Below are 17,655 nucleotides of genomic sequence, written 5' to 3'. Positions count from 1 at the left end.
TAGACCACTTTGTCTCCTTCCGTTCGACACGCCAGATCGCGGTTGAGCTCCACAGACCCGGCAGGAAACATCGGTCATTGAACTTGCGGCATTCACCTATTCACCGCCACCACCCCCATCCTTGAAAGTCGAAAATGTCCCTCTTGGTCTCAATTCCATTCCACTCCACCCAATCTTTCCCCGCATGAGGTCAGGATGTCTGAGGCTGTCTCGTTCGAAAGGCTCGTCGCCTACTACCGCGAAGATGCCAATCTGCTCGTCGGCGGCCGGCCGCAGCGCGTGGCGGTCGGCTACGCGGCTGGGCCGCTGCTGGAGACGTTGGGTGTGGCGCCCCGGCTGGGCCCGCAGCTTCACGGCGGAGGAGCAGAAAGCCGAACTGCCCGTGGTGCTGCTAGGGCATGAGTTCTGGCAGCATGGCTTCGGCGGCCGGGCCGACGTCATCGGCGCTTGCGTCGCGAGGCCGCCGAGCTGCCCGGGGTTGAATCAGCGGCGCTGGTGGACTGGTTGCCGCTCGGTTTCGAAGGTGGTTCCGGGGGCGGCGTTGAGATTCCCGGTTACATCCCCAAACCCGGCGAAAGGATGGGGACGCACGTCGGGTTTGTTTCGCCCGGTTATTTCCACACCATGCAGATCCCGCTGCTGGCCGGCCGCGAGTTCCGCGAAGGCGACGCGCTTGAATCCGAACGCGTGGCGGTGGTCAATCAGGCCTTCGTGGACCGCTACTTCCCGGGACGCGACCCGCTGGGGCTGAAGTTCAAAATCTGGGGACGAGACTCGCGGATCGTTGGCGTGGTTCAGACAGGCAAATACTATTCCCTCAACGAGACACCCTTCCCGTACGTGTATCACGACTCGGAAACGATCGCGCATCGCAACCTGACCCTCGCCGTGCGCAGTCATGCCGCCCCGGCCACGGTGGCCGCCGCCATCGCGCGCCTGACCACCTCGATCGATTCCCGGCTCACGCCGTTTGCCTCGCTGGACTACGAGTCCTACATGGCGGCGTCGCTGGCGGTGCCACGCATTGCCGCGCTGATGCTGACGTTCCTCGGCGCCATCGCGCTGGGACTGGCAGCACTGGGCACCTATGCGGTGATCGCGCAGGGAGCGCAACAACGGCAGCGGGAGATCGGTGTTCGGCTCGCTTTCGGCGCACAACCCCGGGACATCCGCCGCCTGATCCTGAATCAGGGGCTCGGGCTGGCTTTCGCGGGGATCGGGCTTGGCGTCGTGGCGGGCGTCGCCGTGGCGCAGACTTTGGCCGGCGTGCTGGTCGGCGTGCGCGCAACCGATCTGCTGGCCTGGGCCGGGCCGCCTGTAATGCTGGTCTTCGTGACGCTGCTGGCCTGCTGGTCACCCGCGCGCCGGGCGGCCAAGGTTGATCCCATGGTCGCGTTGAGAAGTGAGTGAGATAAAGCATTCTCGATTTTAGATTTGCGACTGCGGTTTCCGCACAGCCGCCAATCGCATATCGCCAATCTCATGCACGACCTCCGCTTCGCTCTCCGCCAGTTGCTGAAGCATCCCGGCTTCACCGCCATCGCTGTGCTCACGCTCGCGCTGGGCATCGGGGCCAACACGGCCATGTTCAGCATCGTCAACAGCGTTCTGTTGCGGCCGCTGCCGTTCAACGAACCGGAGCGCATCGTCATGATCTGGGAGAGTCATCCGGAGACGGAGCGCCAGCGGGTGTCGCCGGCGAACTTCCTGGACTGGCAGAAGGAGAGCACGCTTTTCGAGGCGATGAGCTGTTCGCCGGCCTGGGACGGCAGCCGCGAGTTCAACTTCGTCGGCCCCGACAGCACGGAACGCATTGCCGGTGCCTACGTATCCTCGGGCTTCTTCCCCGCACTCGGCGTGGCGCCGCTGCTGGGTCGCTGGTTTTTGCCGGGCGAGGACACACCCGATACAAGCGCCGTCGCGGTGCTGAGTCACGGTTTCTGGCAGGAACGCTTCGGCGGCGACGCGAACGTCGTCGGGCGAACCCTGACCCTCGACAGCTTCTGGCGGCGCAACTTCACCATCGTCGGCGTCATGCCGCCGGAGTTTCAACTCCCGACCAGGGAGAAACTGTGGGTGTCGGCCGGCTGGATGATGGGTGGCACGCCAAACCGGAGCGCGCCCCGATTTGAAGTGGTCGCTCGGCTCAAGCCCGGTGTGACGCTGGATCAGGCGCAGGCGGAGATGAATGTGATCCAGGGACGCATCGCCCGGCAGTTTCCCGAGGCCGGCGTCGGACCGCGAACCCGCGTGGTGCCGCTGCACGAGGAGTGGGTCGGCCATGCGCAACGCCCCCTGCTGGTCCTGTCGGGCGCGGTCGGCTTGATCCTCCTCATCGCGTGCGGCAATGTCGCCAACCTGCTGCTCGCCCGCGCGGCGTCGCGGCGCAAGGAAATCACGCTGCGCCTGGTGCTCGGCGCGCGGCGCTGGCAGATCATCCGGCAGTTGCTCACCGAGAGCGTGTTGCTGGCGTCGCTTGGCGGGATCGCCGGCGTGTTGCTCGCGCACTGGGGCGTCAAGCTGTTCGTCGCGGCTAGCCCCGCCGGCATCGCACGATTGGCGGACGTTGCGGTGGATGGCCGGGCCCTGGCGTTCACTGCGATCGGGGCCGTGTGGACGGGAATGGTGTTCGGACTCGCGCCCGCCTGGCAGGGCTCGCGGACCGAGGTGAACGAAACGCTCAAGGGCGATAGTCGAGTGGCTTCGTCCGGGATTTCGGCGGGCCGGTTGCGCGGCCTGCTCGTGTCCGGAGAGGTCGCACTGGCGACGGTGCTGCTCGTGGGCGCCGGACTCATGTTGCAAAGCTTCACCCACCTCGTCAACGTGGACCACGGCATTCAACCCGAGCGGGTGGTTACGGCGGAGCTGGATTTTTCCGTGGCGGGATACACCACCTGGATTACCAACAGCGCCACGCGTCCGCAAATCCGGCTGCAACAGTTGATCAAACGTGTCCGCGAACTTCCCGGCGTCCAGTCCGTGGGTGCGGCCAGTCGCTTCCTACGGCAGGACAACCGCCCGGCGCTCCAGCCTTTCTCCATTCATGGACGGCCGGCGCTGCGCAAGTCCGAGCGCCCGACCGTTGACAACAAAGCGATCACCCCTGGCTACCTGGAAACCGTGGGAATGCGCTTCTGGCGAGGTCGAACCTTCACCGAGTCCGACGTGCTTGGCGCGCCCGGGGTGGTGCTGGTCAACGAGAGTTTCGTACGGCGGTTCTTTCCCGACGAGGAACCCTTGGGCAAACACTTCAGCCTCGCGCGAGAGTTGCCGGCGCTCGGCGCACGGGACAAGGTCGGTCTTCCCATCTGGAACGAGATCGTCGGTGTCGTGAGTGACGTGAAGTCCTTGACGACACAACCGCAGGCCGTGCCGGAAGTGTACTGGTCGTACTGGCAATGGCCGATGCAGAAGCCGACGTTGTTCGTGCGTGCGACGGGCGACCCGTCCGCGTTGATGGCGGCACTTCATCGCGAGGCCAAAACCGTTGCGCCCAACGTGCCGGCGCCGGATGTGCGATTGATGACCGACCGCGTGAGCGCGAGTGTCGCCCAGCCGCGATTTCAGGCCGGTCTTTTGAACCTGTTCGGCGGACTCGCGTTGTTGCTGGCCGCGTGCGGCCTCTACGGCGTGCTGGCCTACCACGTGACCCAGCGCCAGCGCGAGATCGGCATCCGCATCGCGCTCGGCGCGCCACGGAACAGCGTGCTCGCGCTCGTGCTGCGCCAGGGCATGCGACTGACCGCGCGGGGCGTCGGCATGGGCGTGGTGGCTGCTCTGGCGCTGACAAAGGTCCTCCAAAATCTGCTCTACGAGGTCCGCCCCACCGATCCGTTGACCTATGGGGTCGTGACGCTGGTCCTGCTGCTCGTCGCCCTGTTCGCCTGCTGGCTGCCGGCCCGCCGCGCGAGCAGGATTCATCCGATGGTCGTCTTGCGGGCAGATTGAGCGCGCATGAGCATCCCGATCGAAGGTCTTGCCCCCATGCTGCAGATCTTCGACATGCCGACGTCGCTGGCGTTCTACCGCGACGCGCTGGGATTTGAACTCGTCGCGCAAGCCGGTCCAGTGGATGACATAGGCTGCGTGCTGCTCCGGCGCGATAGCATCGAGTTGATGCTCAACACCGCCCACGAAAAGCCCGATCGACCGACCGCCCCCGATCCGGACCGTGTCGCGGCCCATCTCGACACCGTGCTCTACTTCGGATGCCCGGACGTGGACGCCGCGTATCGGCACCTACAGGCGAAAGGCATCCCAGTGACGGAACCGGCCATCGCTCCTTGCGGCATGAAGCAGTTGTAGGCGACCGATCCGGACGGTTTCAACGTGTGTTTCCAGTGGCCGGTCGAACCAAGCCATGACCCAGCCTGACGCGTTGCAGCAGGACGAATCGAGCAGCCAGCCCGACTTGCCCTCAGGGAACTGCGGAGGCGCGGGGATTTCGGCGCGCGAAATTCCACGGACCCGTCCAACGGGTGCGTGTTTGTTCCATCCATTCGTCGTTGGGGAATCTCGGACGCGGTTGGGATCCGTAACGCTGATCATCCATGCCGTGGAAAGGCAGCGGATCGACGGTCTGACCCCGTTTGACGTGGTAGTCCGCGTCCTTGTCCCATCCATCCGTAAAAAGGAAAAAGTTGCGCTGTGTGCCCGGCGCGCCTGGAGGAATGTGAGCGGTGGAGAATCGCAATGTCAGTTCGTCTCCACCGTTCATCACCACCAGAGCGTCGTCGCGGGCGGAGACTAATCGATCCACTTCACCGTATCGCGTGCACCAACCTGTGATCGAGAGGCGCCAGTCCGGCTGAGATTTGACGCGGCGATAGTCAGGGGTCAGGGGTTCGAACCAGGGCCGATCTTCGAATTCGCTGTAGCCGCGCCAGTGCAAATCCGTGGAGTGCGGATTGACGCGGGTGATGCGGGTCTCGGCAGAGGCCATTTTCTCGAACAAGGCGATTCGGTCCCAATGGAGCTCAAAAGCCATGGTCAGGCGAAGTTTTCGAGTGCCCGGAGGTAATTTATTTTCCAAATCGACGAGGATGGACTTGGTCTTGCCCGCCGGGGCGCCAACCGTGACATCCACGGGTTTCCAGATTCCGGAAACCTCCGCTTCCAGCGTGGGAAAGGGAAAAGGAAAATCTTCATGGCGGGAGGCGGACATATTGGCCATGCCTCCACCAAATCGGAGCCATCCGGTCATGGCCAGCACCCAGGGCTTGCCAGGGGGCAGTTCGCCAAAATCCAACTCCATGCCGAAAGGTTCGGCCATGCCACGCAATTGAGGCCCGCGGAGTTTTTCGGGCGAAACCACTTTCCCGTCGTTCTCGGCAAGGGCGGAAGTAATGTTCTCACCACTCAACCTGGAAGCCCCGAGCAAGGGTCGCCTTTTTCCGACCGTGACGAGTTCGGCGGCAGGAAATGGCGGGCCCGGCATCAACTTGTTGGAAGGATGAACTTCAGTGCCCGGCTGATGATCCACCACCGCGAGCAGGGCTTGGTCCAGATAAAGAACCTCCCGCAGTTCTTCCGTGATCTGAAGGACATAATCGCCGTTCTTGGGCTGAAACTGGCTGGAGTCCCCGATCCAAACCCATTCTGACGTGTCCGCTTGGATGTAGCGTCCGTCGGCCACGGGCAGTCCAACCGGGGCGGCCCCAAGCAGGTCGGTCACGAACCGGAATCGGCTGCCATCCCACGCGTAGAGGTAGGGGCAGGAACCAGTGGGGCTTTGCAGTTCCACGATCGGCAGCACGGTGGATGCGGTGACGGCGACATCCACGATGGGAGGGGCCAAGTCGGACCATTTGACGGTCAATGTTTCGAGCATCTTGTGCTGTCCGACGCCGATTTCGACGGGTAGTTCCCGGATGAACCGAGCGACTCTTAATCCGCCTGCGATGAGTTCAACTCTGTGGCCAAGGCCGCTGGCGTTCGACCGGTTGCCCAGAAGCCGAAGTTTCAGTTGGAGATTGGCATTTCCGCCTTCGTTGCGAAGGAGCTTGAGGCCGCCTTCGCTCAAGGCTGCGACCGCGTCAGTGTCACCGTCGCCATCAAGATCGGCGAATTTCACCTCGGCGACGCTCCAGCCTCCGGCTGAAGACAATCCAGCCTCCGAGGTCATTTCTTTGAAGCCTTGCTGGCCGAGATTGCGCCAGACACGAAGTCCTCTTCCCCAAGCAGCGATGTCCAGCCAGCCATCGTTGTCATAATCGAAAGCCCCGAGGTGGGTGAGGCCTTGGAGACCCGCCGCGATCACGGTGCGTTTCAGCGTCGTTCCGTCCCAAAGATTGATGTCTTTCCCGGAAAGCAGGAGGAGATCACTGTGGAGGTCGTTGTTGAAGTCCGCCGACATCAGGCCGACTGCGTGGGGCAAATCGGGAATCGCATTGGTGGGCAGATAGCCTCCTCCTCGCTGCTTCAACAGCAGTTGAGGCGGGGCTTGGTCCCGCACGAGCCACAAGTCGGGGAGATCATCGTTGTTCCAGTCGTCCAGCACTGGGTGCGCAATGCCTTGGAGCGTGGCGGGGGGACCCGAAGTGACGCCCTTCGTGGTGAAATAGTTTCCCAGGTTCCGATGCACTCGCGGGGAACGGTCCGCGGGAGTGAAAGAAAGCAGATCAAGTTTTCCGGTGAAGTCGAGGTCGGCGAGGAGTCCACTCGATCCGGTGAGGTCCTTGAGTCCAATGAAGGCGGTGGTTTCCCGCACTTGGGCATTGGTGGCGAAGCGAAAGACGTGGCTCGACTTTTCTCCCAACACGATGACGTCCTCGTAGCGGTCATTGTCGAGGTCACCCACCAGGGCTTGCCGGTAGACCAGGGTGGAGGGGGCCGGCAAGCTTGGGCCGCGTGGCGTGAACACCCCTTTGGCTTGGGACAGCAGGCGAAATCCCTCGGCATCTCGCACGAACAAATCTTGGGTTCCCTGCTGTTGCGTGTCCAGAAGAGCAAGGGGCGCGCGATAATGGGACGCGGCTGGCCCAAGCGCTTGGGCAGTGGCGTCGAAGAAGCGCACCGCGATGCCTTTGGCGTCGGGTTGTTCGAGGATGAAGGGAGCCCGGGCGGCGGTATAGACGCATTTCTCGACCACATAAGCGTCATTCGAGGGGTCCGTGCGGGCGGCAAGGATCTGTTGATGACGTTCGATGGCGCGAGTTGCCTCCTCGGCTCGGTTGAGCCGTTGCAACACTTGGCTCAGGCTGTAATGAGCGGCGGGATGCCCGGGATCAAATTCGATCACTTCCTCAAATTGCTTGCGCGCTTCCTCAAACTGTCCCAGCAACTGATGAGCCCTGCCGAGTTGGTAGCTCACCGGATTGATCGTGCGATCCATCTCCTTGACTTGCTGGAAAAGTTTCAGCGCGGGTTCGGCACGTCCCTGACGGAGCTGAGCGCAACCCGCGAGATAGAGCGCCGACGCGGAGGTGGGATCGCGCTTGAGGATCTCGCCGGTCTCACGCAGGGCATCCTCCGGCCTGCCGGCCCGGAGCAGGGCGGCCGCCAAATTGTGGCGGGCGTCGAGCGATGATGGATCCAGCGCGGCGGCTTTGTTGAAGGCTTCGAGGGCGGGGGCGATCTGGCCGGCTTCATACTGGGACTTTCCGGAGTTCATCCATCGGATGAAATCGCCGGACGTCTCGCTGGGTCGTGAACAACCCGACGCAAAGAAGAGGCCGAGGACGAAGATCGCGCGGGCGGCTGAGGCAAAGGAAGGACGAATCATGGTCGGTGAATGGCCGCACCATTCTGCCTCAATTGAAAAGCGTCGCAAAGGGCAAATGGGCCGGGAGTTTGCCTTCCGGGGCGAATGGGAGTCAGGGCGGGGCGGGGATCGATTCGGTAGGTTCCTCGCTGGGCAGGGACTGTTGCTCCCACGACGAGCATTCTCAAAGTTTGAAATGGCATTCGGCCTGCTCAGTGCCCTGTGCCGTTCGACCAAACCGGCGACCTCACATGGCATTGGCAGAAAAGTTCGTGAAGTAGAGTCATCCATTATGAAATCAAAACATCTTATCTTGGCGGGATTGGTGGGGATGAGCGTGACGTCCGCTCACGCCGTGGTACTCGTTCAAACCTTGGATCCGGGATACTACAACAACAACCTCGGGACGATCCTGAACCTGTCGAATGGGAATCCGCACGACTCCGCACAGCCCTTTCCGGTCTTCGATGATTCCACGGTGAGCTTTCCGACCGCCCCCGATATTTCGGCGGCCAGCGGCATCCTCGGCAATTGGCTCACGACGCCGGGCGCGCTGAACTCGAATTGGAGCGGTCCCATGTCGATCCCGAACTCGTGGACACCTGGAAACGAAGTGGCCGTTATTTACAAATTCGATACCTTGGGCGCCCAAAACGTGGTGGCGAAGTTCGGCGTGGACAACGGAATTTACGCCTGGCTCGATGGAAACTACATCTTTGGAGCCCGGGCTGCAGGCGGGGTCGGGATTTGGGAGTACACCTTGAACCTGGGTGATTTCGCAGCCGGCACTCACTACCTGCAACTCCTCCTGGAGGATCACGGAGGTTCGAATGGTTACGCGGTGGAAATTACCGCGGACACTTATACTCCGGCACCTGTTCCGGACGGCGGAAGCACAGCGGCTCTGTGCGGACTCGCGTTCGGTTCCTTCTTTCTGGCGCGTCGCAAGCGTTCCTGATCGAGGACGATCGAGCGAAGACGATACCGGGGCAAATCGCCTCCTCTGGAGGAGGCGGTTTGCCCTTTTCGGTTAAATCCCTGACCTCGATCCGGTAATCCATGCCTTGGAAGCGCGAAGGACAGCGTGGATCTCCCGATCGTTCCCGACCGTGATGCGCAGCCAGTCTCGGAGAGTCGGCGAATCGAACCAACGCACCAGGATCTTGCGGTCGCGCAAGAATCGCAGCCAGGCTTCGGCGTTGCCAACCGGCGGCTTGGCCAGGACGAAATTGGCCTGGCTGGGGAGAACCGTGAAACCAAGGGCCTCGAGTGAACGCGTGAGGCCTAATCGGCCCCGTTTGATCCGGGCAAATCCGCGGCGGTAATAGGCCGAGTCCCGGAGGGAAGCAAGTGCAGCGACCTGACCCAGCCCATTGACGTTGTAGCTGTCCCTGATTTTGTCCATCGCCTCAATCAAGTGCGGGTGGGCAACCACATAACCCACTCGCTGAAAGCAGAGGGAGTAGGCCTTGGAGAAGGTTCGCGTCACGAGAACGTTCGAGTGCTCGAGAGCCAGTGACATGGCGTTTTCGTCCGCGAAATCGGCATAAGCTTCATCGAGGACCACGGCTCCACGATGAGCAAGGCAGCATCGTTCGAGTTCCCGCGTCATGTAGCCTCGGCCTGAAGGAGCATTCGGAGTGGTGATCAGGGTGACCGCTGCATCCGGCCGCCAGCGCCCCCCCCGCCGAAGTTCCCGGGGTGAAGGGAGGCTGAAGTCGTTCAGGAGAGGGACCGGCCAGGGTTCGGCGCCGTGAATGCGTGCCAATACAGGATAGAGCGAATAACACGGGAACAGGTATTGCACCAGTGATCGCGATGGGACTCCCTCAGGCGCGGGCAAGCCGGGCGGCGAGATCGGCTCGACCAGTGCTCGAATGATCAGCGCCAGGCAATCGTCCGAACCGTTGCCGATCAGAACTTGGTCTGGTGCGCAACGATGATAATCCGCCAGGGCCTCCCGGAGCGGCGCAGCAGCGGGATTGGGATACAATCGCAATCGTTCATCCACGGCGGCTCGCACGGCACGGAGAACTCTGGGGGAAGGAGGGTAGGGATTCTCGTTGGTGTTGAGTTTGATCAGGCCGCTGATTTTGGGTTGTTCCCCCGGAATGTAACCGTGCAACGAACGCACCGATTCGCGGATGAGCTTCCGGGGTTGCCGGGCCGGGATGCGGGAAGCGCGGCGGCCACGAGCGCGCGGAGAACGAAGAGTGGGCATGCGGGGTGGGACGGCAGGGGCTTCAAGCGCGTGCTCGCTTCGCGCGACGGGATCCCGAGCGCTTCGATTCGAAGCGGATGCTGAGGGACCGTCCGTGCGCGTCGAGGCCTTCCATGGAGGCGAAAATTTGCACCGCGGACATCGCCTTGCGCGCGGATGCGGCGGAATACTCGACCACGCTGGTGCGTCGTTGGAATTGATCGACCGTCAAACCGGCGAAGGACCTGCCCGCGCCGCCGGTGGGCAGAGTATGGCTCGGACCCGCGACATAATCACCCAGAACGGTCGGGGAGTAGGGCCCCAGGAACAGGGCTCCAGACGTGGTCAAATTTTTGGCCCACCGCGAGGGGTTTTTGGCATGAATTTCGCAATGCTCAGGGGCGAGCCGATTGGCCACCTCAACCCCGTGTTCCATCGAATCGACGCGGATCGCCCAGCCATGGGTGCGAACGGCCTTCTCGATGAATTCACGCCGCCCCAAATCCGGGAGCTGGCGAATCATTTCCGAGCGCACCGCTTGGATTTGGGCGTTGGAGGGTGTCACCAGCCAGCAACGCTCATGACCTGATCCATGCTCCGCCTGCGCGAGGAGATCCGCGGCGATGTAACGAGCCGGGGCCGTGGCATCCGCGAGGACGAGGACTTCGCTCGGACCGGGCAACAGGTCGAGGGCCACCCTGCCGAACAACATCCGTTTGGCCGCCACGACATAGGCGTTGCCCGGGCCAAACACTTTGTCCACCCGCCGCACGGTGGAGGTTCCGAGCGCCATGGCGGCGATGGCTTGAGCGCCGCCCAATCGGTAAACTTCGGTGGCGCCGGCGGTGCGAATGGCGTGGAGCATGGCGGGATTAATCCGCCCCTTGGAGTCGCAGGGAGTGCAAACCACGATTTCAGGGCAGCCGGCAACCCTGGCCAGCACGATGGTCATCAGCGCGGTGGAGGCGAGCGGGGCCGTGCCACCCGGAATGTAGATGCCAACGCGGCGGAAAGGGTCGAATTTCTCCCCCACTTTGGCGCCCTCAAGATTGCGCGTGGTCCACCCCCGGCGCAGGGATCGCCGGCTGAAACGTTCGATGTTCTTGGCGGCAGCCTGAACAGCCAGCCGCAATTCCTGCGAGGCCGCGAGCGCCGCGTTCATATACTCGGCGGCGGAAACAGCAAAATCGTGAGGCGGAACGTCCGCGCCATCGAATCGCTTGGTGAATTCAACCAGAGCGGCGTCCCCTCGTTCCATGACGGCTTCAACGACGGTGCGTGCTCGCTTCTCAATTTCGGGATCGAAGAGGCTGGAGTCGGCCGATTGTTCCGCGATCCAGGTGTTGAAGCCCGGATCTCTCGCGTCGAGTGTTCGCAACATGGGGAAACCGTATGGAGTCGAAAATGAAATCTCAACCCTGGAAGCCGAGCCAGAGCCCTCCGCGATACACCAGGAACGCGAACCCCCACGCCAGCGCCCCCATGTAAAGCCATTGAATCACCGGCCATTTCCACCCGTTGGTTTCGCGCCGAACCACCGCCACGGTGCTGACACACTGCAGCGCGAACACGTAAAAAACCATCAAGGTCATGCCCAAGAGAGGCGTGTAAAGAAGGCGCCCGTCGGCGCGCTTTTGCTCTCGCAATACCTTGGCCAGATTGGGAATGGGATCGTCCTCGTCTTCCGAGCCCAAATTGTAAACCGTGGACATGGTGCTGACAAAAACCTCGCGGGCGGCGAACGAAGCCACGATGCCGATGCCGATCTTCCAGTCGAATCCCAGCGGGGCAATGAAGGGTTCCGTGGCTCGTCCAAGCATGCCGGCATAACTGGCACGCAGGAGTTCGCCCGCCTCAACGTGGTCCACCTCCTTCTGAGCCGCTTCGAACGCGCCGGGTTCGAGCGAGGCACGGCGGGCTTCCAGGGCCGCCCTTTCCTGTTCGAATCGCTGCTCGAGAGCAGGATTCTTGGGATAACTGGCGAGGAACCAGAGCAGGATATTGATGCCGAGGATGACGGTGCCCGCCCGGCGGAGGAAAAGTTTGGACCGTTCCCACATGTGGCGCAGGACCACTTTGAGAACCGGGCGCCGATACGGAGGCAGTTCCATGATCAGCATGGGCGCCTGGCCTTTCAACAGCGTGGATTTGAAAACCCAGGCCATGATCAACGCGGCGACGATGCCCAGCAAATACATGGAGAGCATGACGAGCGTGGAGTACCAGACGATGCCGAGGACGGATCCGCTCGGAATACACGCGGCGATGAGCAGCACATAAACTGGCAGCCGGGCGGAACAGCTCATGAGCGGCGCGACAAGGATGGTGGCCAGGCGGTCTTTGGGGGTCTCGATCGTGCGGGTGGCCATGATCCCGGGAATGGCGCAAGCGAAGGAACTGAGCATCGGGATGAAACTCTTGCCGTGCAGTCCCACCTTGCTCATGAGCCGGTCCATCAAGAACGCGGCGCGAGCCATGTAGCCGGTATCCTCGAGCAAACCGATGAACAGAAAGAGCAGCAGAATCTGAGGGAGAAAGACCACCACGGACCCCACACCGGCGATGACGCCATCGACGAGCAGACTGTTGAGATCTCCCGGAGCCATCCTCGTTCCGATGGCATGGCCGAGCGCCGCAAAGCCAGCTTCGATGGCGGTCATCGGAACCTCGGCGAAAGTAAAAATGCTCTGAAACATCACCGCCATGATCGCGATGAAGATGGCCGCGCCCCACAACTTGTGCGTCAGGACCCGATCCAGCCGGTCGCTGAACGTTTCGGCGGGTGCTCCCGATTCGTCCACCACGTCATGATGAATTTGGGTGACTGCGGCGTAGCGTTCCTCGATCGGGAGCGTTCTCCAATCCACTCCGGCTTGTTCCAATCGAACGCGCTCGACACGCACGGCCTGCGCCAGAGCGGGTGAGGAAGTCTCGCCTTCGCGAGGGTATTTCGGATCGCACAGTTTGAGGCGGGCGGAGGCGGCGGAAAGGGACGCAGGCGAGGCGGGCGTTCCCTCCTCGATCAGAAGCCGTTCGATTCGGGTGGCGGCCTCCTCAAGGGCGGCGGGATACTCTCCGAAGCGATGCCTCGCCGGGTTTGGCAATTGGCCCCGGGCGCATTCCAGAATACGAAGCCGCAGGGCTTCCACGCCGGCGCCAAGATTGGCGCTCATGGGGAAAACGGGAGCGCCCAGCCGACGGGAGAGTGCCTCGGCGTCCACCCGTTGCCCATTGCGCTCCGCAACGTCCATCATGTTCAGCGCGACGACCGTGGGATAACCCACTTCAAGCACCTGGGTGGCAAAGTAGAGGTTTCGCTCGAGATTCGACGCGTCGATGACGACGACGACCAAGGAGGGCGGTGCGACGCCGGGACTCTCTTGCAGCAGCACGTCCCGGGCGATTTTTTCATCCACCGATTGAGGCATCAGGCTGTAGGTGCCGGGCAGGTCAAGAATCGTGGTCGGAGGTGCGTCTTTCGGGACGGAGGCCAGGCGGCCTTCTTTCCGTTCGACCGTGACCCCGGCATAATTCCCAACCTTGGCGCGCAAACCGGTCAGCGCGTTGAAAAGGGTGGTCTTGCCGCAGTTGGGATTCCCGGTTAGAGCCGCCAGGAATGGGCGGGAAACCGCAGTCATGGGCGGGTAGCGACCTGGATGAGGTCGGCTTCGTGTCGGCGCAGGGTCAGGTGATAGCCGCGCACCTTGATTTCGATGGGATCGCCCAGAGGGGCGAACCGGACCAACTCGATCGGCGTGCCTTTGAGCAGGCCCATCTCCAGGAGTCGGCCTTTATCCTCGGAAGGGACGGCGATCTCGGCGATGGTGGCGCGATCGCCCACCGCCAGGGAGCTTAGCGGTTGCAGCGGCCCGCTCATCAATCAAGCAGGCAGGCTGGATCCGATTCGTTCGACCAGAATTCGCTCCGCGATCTGGTTGCTGATGCCGACCCGCATATTGCAGACCTGGCAAATCACGCTGTGATGCTGGCTGATCATCCGCACCTGCTGATCCTCGCAGAAACCCATTTCGCGGAGCCGGACAGCGAGTTCAGGAGACGTGTCAATGACGCGAATGCGGGCCGAGGACCCCGCGCGGATCTCGTTCAAAGGGCAGACGTCGGGCTTGGGACAATGGCCCGCCTCGGCGCAATCATGATCGGAACCGTGACTCACAACGGTGCCAAACTAGGTTTATTGAGACTCCGTTTCAAGAAGGATTCTCGATCCGAGATCCACAAATCAAAGATTGATCACCACGGACTTACGGGATGAATACAGCTAACCTCCCGACTAACTTGATGCTCAAGTTACTCATCATTCCGCACCCCGGCCCGGCGGAGTTCTTTTGCTTAAAACGGCCGTTGAACGTGGTAAAGATATGCAAAGGCCTGGATGAGAAAGACATGAAGAAGCACGAGGCCTATCCTTGATGGATCTGGTCAGTGATTCGTCTTCGGAGCGCGACTGTGCTGAAAGCCAGTCGCAGCAGATCGAGCAGAATCACTTCGTTGTTGGGGGACGACTGCCCAGGGCAACCACGGCGTGCATGCGGATCACCCGAGGTGTCCATGCACCTCGGTCCGGGAGGGCGGCGTTCCACCGCCGTCCCACCTTGTCAGAGGGTGATCAAGATGGGCTGCGGTGGAACGCAGCCCTCCCGGCGTGGTTCCTCGTTCCAAGGCGAGTCCAGGATGGGAGGTGACGATTCTTCAACCTCCCGACTAACTTGATGCTCAAGTTAGTCGGGAGGATTAAGGGCAATTGCCGTTTTAAGGTTCAAGGCATCCGCTGAGATCGTACGGGCGTGATTCATCAATAGACGCTTGCTGCGAATCGCATGCACGATCGCGGGACGCACCCGCACCGAGTTTCCCCACTACAGTCCGCGAAAGTCGAAAGGTCGATCCTCCGGAAGCGTGTTCTGATAGAGTCCATCCAGATCCGTCGCCCAAAAATCCCCCGTTGCTTCCAAGGTGTGACGGCTGACGTCAGAACACAACCTGTGCATGGCATAGGAAAGCAACGGTTCATCGACATAAATCGCCCCCCTGCGCTTGCAATGCCCCCAGAATTGGTCGGCCAACCGATAGACCTCTTCCGCCGCGTCTCTCCGGACAACGAACATCCCGGCGTTGACCGCGTAAACTCCCGGCGTCGTCACCCCCGCCTTGCGCATGGAATCCACGAACCACAACGTCGGATACTCCCACCAGTAAAGAAATCCCTCCTCGCGGGTCAAATCCGCCTCGAGGGTGATGTGCATCGGCACGTCGCTAAATCGCCCGGCAATGTCACCCGGATGCCTGACGAACCAATGGTCCGTATCCAAAAAAACCAGGTAATCATAAGGGAGCTTTGCCGCTTGCTCACGAAGGAACACCAACTTAAACAACCATCCCCAGGGATCAAACTCCCCTGCCGCATGCACCCTGGCACCGGGAACTTCCTCGGCATCGGTCCAAATATGAAAGTCCTCCTGCACCCCCACCGCCCGGGCGGACGCGACCATGGCGGACGCAAGCCTTGCGTATTCCCCGGTGGCGACAGACCAGTAACAGAACGTCGGCTTTTTCATGTTTCAATCGATTCCGCCCGCACCCCCAGAACGGGTGCCTTCGCTTAAGGCTGGCGGTGCGCGATCACTGCGAGGCTCGGGCGGACGCTCCCCTCCGCGCCGCGGACGACTTCATGGCGGCAGCCCGCACCTTCTCACGACGGTTCAACCAAGTGAAGTTGGCGGGATCCTCTAAAAGCTTGCCCGCCGTCTTCCAATCCTCGCGCAGCCTGAATTACGGATTCGTTACTCCCCTTGCCTTCACATAACCGAAGTGAGCCCTCAAGGCGCCGCTGTCCAAGGCCCGGTCGATCGCTCGTTCACCCGCGCGAAAAGCCTCGGCCCGGCCCACCGCGAGATACCAGAGCGTTTCCGGCGTGCGGATTAACTCCCTGGCCACCACCGTGTCGGTTCGTCCAGCCGGCGCCATCACCTCCAAATCCAAGCGGCTTCGAACTCGAAAAGCCTCCCCACCATGTTCCCATCCGATTTCGACCCAAAGCGTGTGTCGGCCCGTTTTCTGAAAGAGAGCGCCGCGTTGTCCCCGCAAAAGCGTCAGACTGTCCAGCAGAGATGCTCCGTCCTCCAACCTCACTTCACCCTCGATGTTGACGGGCTTGAAGAGCGAGCGGAACTCATTCTCCAATCCGTCCGGCCCCACCACACAGCCGCTCACAAAAGGTGTCGAAAGCCCGATCCTCGCCGGCACGTGACAAGCGAAGCCCGATCGATTGCGCAAACTCAGATCGACCCGAAGCGGAGCCCCTGGAGGCAGCGTTGAGGCTGTCGTTTCCAGGCTCAATTCGAACGCTCCCCGCGGTTCGCCCCGCGACTTCGGGAGGAACAAGCCGGCGACCTTCTCGATCGCGTCGCCGCGATCCTCCACCAAACCCTGGGTCTCCCAGGGCAAGCCTCCCGGACGCACAAAGAGATCCGGCAAATGCCTCAACCTCAACACATCCCCGGCCTCGAAAGCGGGGAGCCGCACCTCGGCAGCAAGGCCGGATGGGGTGGAACGTGCCGCCAATCCCGAGAGCGTCTCCATGATGCCGCAACCAAGATGATTGTGATAAAGCCCCATGGCATGGCCCACTTCGTGCACCGCGACCCAAAAATAGATTTCGGGAGACTCACGCACCCGCTTGCCGGCAAAGGGGCCGTAAATATTCTGCCGGGGCAATTCCGCCTCGGCATTCACCGCCACTCCTTCGCGAGGAACACCATTGTAGTCGTGGAACTCATGGTCGAAAGCGATCCCGAGTGGCGCATCCGGTCCCACAAAGTGCTTCACCGCAGCCACGTGATAACGCCAGCGTGAATCCAAATCGGAAGCAGACCGCGATTTGATCATCGCGTCGTGAAGTTCCGGCAAGGCGAATCCTCCGATCGCGGGCGTCGGCACCTCGATGCGCCCCGTTTCAACTTCAACGCTCCAACCGGCTTGGCCAAACACCGTCGCCCAGTCCTGGCCACGGCCGTTGTCAAGCGGAGGTTCCAGTCCGTCTTCCGAATCGATCTCGATCGTCGCGTGCCGAAAATAAGGCGAGACGTGCCGAATCCGCATCGCCGGCCCCAACGCCCCCGAATCAATCCTCACCTCGCACTCGGCTTCGACAATCAGCCCCTCCCCGCTCGAATCCCGCTCCGGCGCTTTGATCACGATGTCGCATGGGACCGGAGGTTCCCAGACATTGTAGGCCACGGAGGAAATGCGTTGGAACTCACCGCGCAACGTCATCCGGTGCTGTAGGCCACGGAAGAAATGCGTTGGAACTCACCGCGCAACGTCATCCGGTGCTCACCGCCCCTGGAACGGGTTTCAAAACCCTTGGAACGCCAATATCCGTGGTAACGTCCCCGCGGAAACACGGGCACGGAGAGGGGCGAGGACTCCAACCCCCCGCGTCCTTAAGAAATCGCGCCCCGACTCGGCGTCAAATTCATAAAAGTCCGCGCTGCCGATGAAGAGCCCCGCCTCGAGCGATTCCAACCGCAGGGTCCCCACCTTGTCCGGAGCCGACTTCAAATCCTTCCCGGCTCCGTAAACCTCGAACTCAAAACAACCGTCCGCCAGTGGAAGTCCGGCTTTTTCAATCCCATGAGCCCCCGCAAAGGGAGACAACATCCGCAACTCGGGGAGCGAGGGAAAGCCGGGGCCCAAAGCAGGCTGTGCCGCCGGATCAACCGGGGCATGGTTG

The 17,655-nt window shown here is 61.8% G+C and carries 13 protein-coding genes; 4 read left to right on the top strand and 9 right to left on the bottom strand.

Going from position 1 to position 17,655, the window contains the following annotated elements; genetic code table 11:
- Positions 1-447: 447 nt before the first annotated feature.
- Genes FJ404_16980 through FJ404_16970 form a run of 3 tightly spaced genes read left to right on the top strand, consistent with a single transcriptional unit; the run spans position 448 to position 4,305 of the window.
- Positions 448-1,410: an FtsX-like permease family protein gene (locus tag FJ404_16980; protein ID MBM3824552.1), complete on the top strand. Its 963-nt coding sequence runs from the start codon at positions 448-450 to the stop codon at positions 1,408-1,410.
- Positions 1,411-1,434: 24 nt separating this feature from the next.
- Positions 1,435-3,948, top strand: coding sequence for an ABC transporter permease (locus FJ404_16975; GenBank protein ID MBM3824551.1), 2,514 nt, complete (start codon positions 1,435-1,437; stop codon positions 3,946-3,948).
- Positions 3,949-3,954: 6 nt separating this feature from the next.
- Positions 3,955-4,305, top strand: coding sequence for a VOC family protein (locus FJ404_16970; protein MBM3824550.1), 351 nt, complete (start codon positions 3,955-3,957; stop codon positions 4,303-4,305).
- 112 nt (positions 4,306-4,417) lie between these two features.
- Here the strand turns inward: FJ404_16970 and FJ404_16965 are convergent, their stop codons facing one another.
- A complete protein-coding gene (locus tag FJ404_16965; protein ID MBM3824549.1) occupies positions 4,418-7,993 on the bottom strand; it encodes a tetratricopeptide repeat protein in 3,576 nt (1,191 codons plus the stop codon).
- On the opposite strand from FJ404_16965, the gene FJ404_16960 reads away from it, so the two are divergent.
- The gene (locus FJ404_16960; protein MBM3824548.1) at positions 7,620-8,660 is read left to right on the top strand and encodes a VPDSG-CTERM sorting domain-containing protein; all 1,041 of its coding nucleotides are present in this window, start codon (positions 7,620-7,622) and stop codon (positions 8,658-8,660) included. The two genes, FJ404_16965 and FJ404_16960, sit on opposite strands and share 374 nt — an antisense overlap.
- 72 nt (positions 8,661-8,732) lie before the next feature.
- On the opposite strand, the gene FJ404_16955 is transcribed toward FJ404_16960, so the two are convergent.
- The 8 genes from FJ404_16955 to FJ404_16920 form a co-directional block, all read right to left on the bottom strand.
- Positions 8,733-9,923: an aminotransferase class I/II-fold pyridoxal phosphate-dependent enzyme gene (locus FJ404_16955; GenBank protein MBM3824547.1), complete on the bottom strand. Its 1,191-nt coding sequence runs from the start codon at positions 9,921-9,923 to the stop codon at positions 8,733-8,735.
- A gap of 22 nt (positions 9,924-9,945) precedes the next feature.
- A complete protein-coding gene (hisD, locus tag FJ404_16950; protein ID MBM3824546.1) occupies positions 9,946-11,283 on the bottom strand; it encodes a histidinol dehydrogenase in 1,338 nt (445 codons plus the stop codon).
- Between the two features lie 31 nt (positions 11,284-11,314).
- The gene (gene feoB / locus FJ404_16945) at positions 11,315-13,540 is read right to left on the bottom strand and encodes a ferrous iron transport protein B (protein ID MBM3824545.1); all 2,226 of its coding nucleotides are present in this window, start codon (positions 13,538-13,540) and stop codon (positions 11,315-11,317) included.
- Positions 13,537-13,779, bottom strand: a complete 243-nt coding sequence (locus FJ404_16940) for a ferrous iron transport protein A (GenBank protein ID MBM3824544.1) — start codon at positions 13,777-13,779, stop codon at positions 13,537-13,539. The genes feoB and FJ404_16940 overlap by 4 nt, the downstream gene beginning before the upstream one ends.
- A gap of 3 nt (positions 13,780-13,782) precedes the next feature.
- A complete protein-coding gene (locus FJ404_16935) occupies positions 13,783-14,076 on the bottom strand; it encodes a ferrous iron transport protein A (GenBank protein MBM3824543.1) in 294 nt (97 codons plus the stop codon).
- 703 nt (positions 14,077-14,779) lie between these two features.
- The gene (locus FJ404_16930; GenBank protein MBM3824542.1) at positions 14,780-15,478 is read right to left on the bottom strand and encodes a hypothetical protein; all 699 of its coding nucleotides are present in this window, start codon (positions 15,476-15,478) and stop codon (positions 14,780-14,782) included.
- A gap of 214 nt (positions 15,479-15,692) precedes the next feature.
- On the bottom strand, positions 15,693-17,195 hold the full coding sequence (locus FJ404_16925) for a hypothetical protein (GenBank protein ID MBM3824541.1): 1,503 nt from the start codon (positions 17,193-17,195) through the stop codon (positions 15,693-15,695).
- Between the two features lie 81 nt (positions 17,196-17,276).
- Positions 17,277-17,582 (bottom strand): hypothetical protein, encoded by a 306-nt coding sequence (locus tag FJ404_16920; GenBank protein ID MBM3824540.1) that lies wholly within the window; start codon positions 17,580-17,582, stop codon positions 17,277-17,279.
- Positions 17,583-17,655: the final 73 nt, after the last annotated feature.

The organism is Verrucomicrobiota bacterium (assembly GCA_016871495.1).
GTDB lineage: Bacteria > Verrucomicrobiota > Verrucomicrobiia > Limisphaerales > VHDF01 > VHDF01.
Note: the sequence above shows the minus strand (reverse complement) of the source record. Positions and strands in the feature narration are given on the sequence as shown.

What these genes read in the sequence shown, in the direction of transcription:
- FJ404_16965 (MBM3824549.1), bottom strand. Translation starts at nt 7,993, where the DNA reads ATGGATGACTCTACTTCACGAACTTTTCTGCCAATGCCATGTGAGGTC.
- FJ404_16955 (MBM3824547.1), bottom strand. Translation starts at nt 9,923, where the DNA reads ATGCCCACTCTTCGTTCTCCGCGCGCTCGTGGCCGCCGCGCTTCCCGC.
- FJ404_16970 (MBM3824550.1), top strand. Translation starts at nt 3,955, where the DNA reads ATGAGCATCCCGATCGAAGGTCTTGCCCCCATGCTGCAGATCTTCGAC.
- FJ404_16920 (MBM3824540.1), bottom strand. Translation starts at nt 17,582, where the DNA reads ATGTTGTCTCCCTTTGCGGGGGCTCATGGGATTGAAAAAGCCGGACTT.
- FJ404_16960 (MBM3824548.1), top strand. Translation starts at nt 7,620, where the DNA reads ATGAAATCGCCGGACGTCTCGCTGGGTCGTGAACAACCCGACGCAAAG.
- FJ404_16925 (MBM3824541.1), bottom strand. Translation starts at nt 17,195, where the DNA reads ATGACGTTGCGCGGTGAGTTCCAACGCATTTCCTCCGTGGCCTACAAT.
- feoB (MBM3824545.1), bottom strand. Translation starts at nt 13,540, where the DNA reads ATGACTGCGGTTTCCCGCCCATTCCTGGCGGCTCTAACCGGGAATCCC.
- FJ404_16930 (MBM3824542.1), bottom strand. Translation starts at nt 15,478, where the DNA reads ATGAAAAAGCCGACGTTCTGTTACTGGTCTGTCGCCACCGGGGAATAC.
- hisD (MBM3824546.1), bottom strand. Translation starts at nt 11,283, where the DNA reads ATGTTGCGAACACTCGACGCGAGAGATCCGGGCTTCAACACCTGGATC.
- FJ404_16940 (MBM3824544.1), bottom strand. Translation starts at nt 13,779, where the DNA reads ATGAGCGGGCCGCTGCAACCGCTAAGCTCCCTGGCGGTGGGCGATCGC.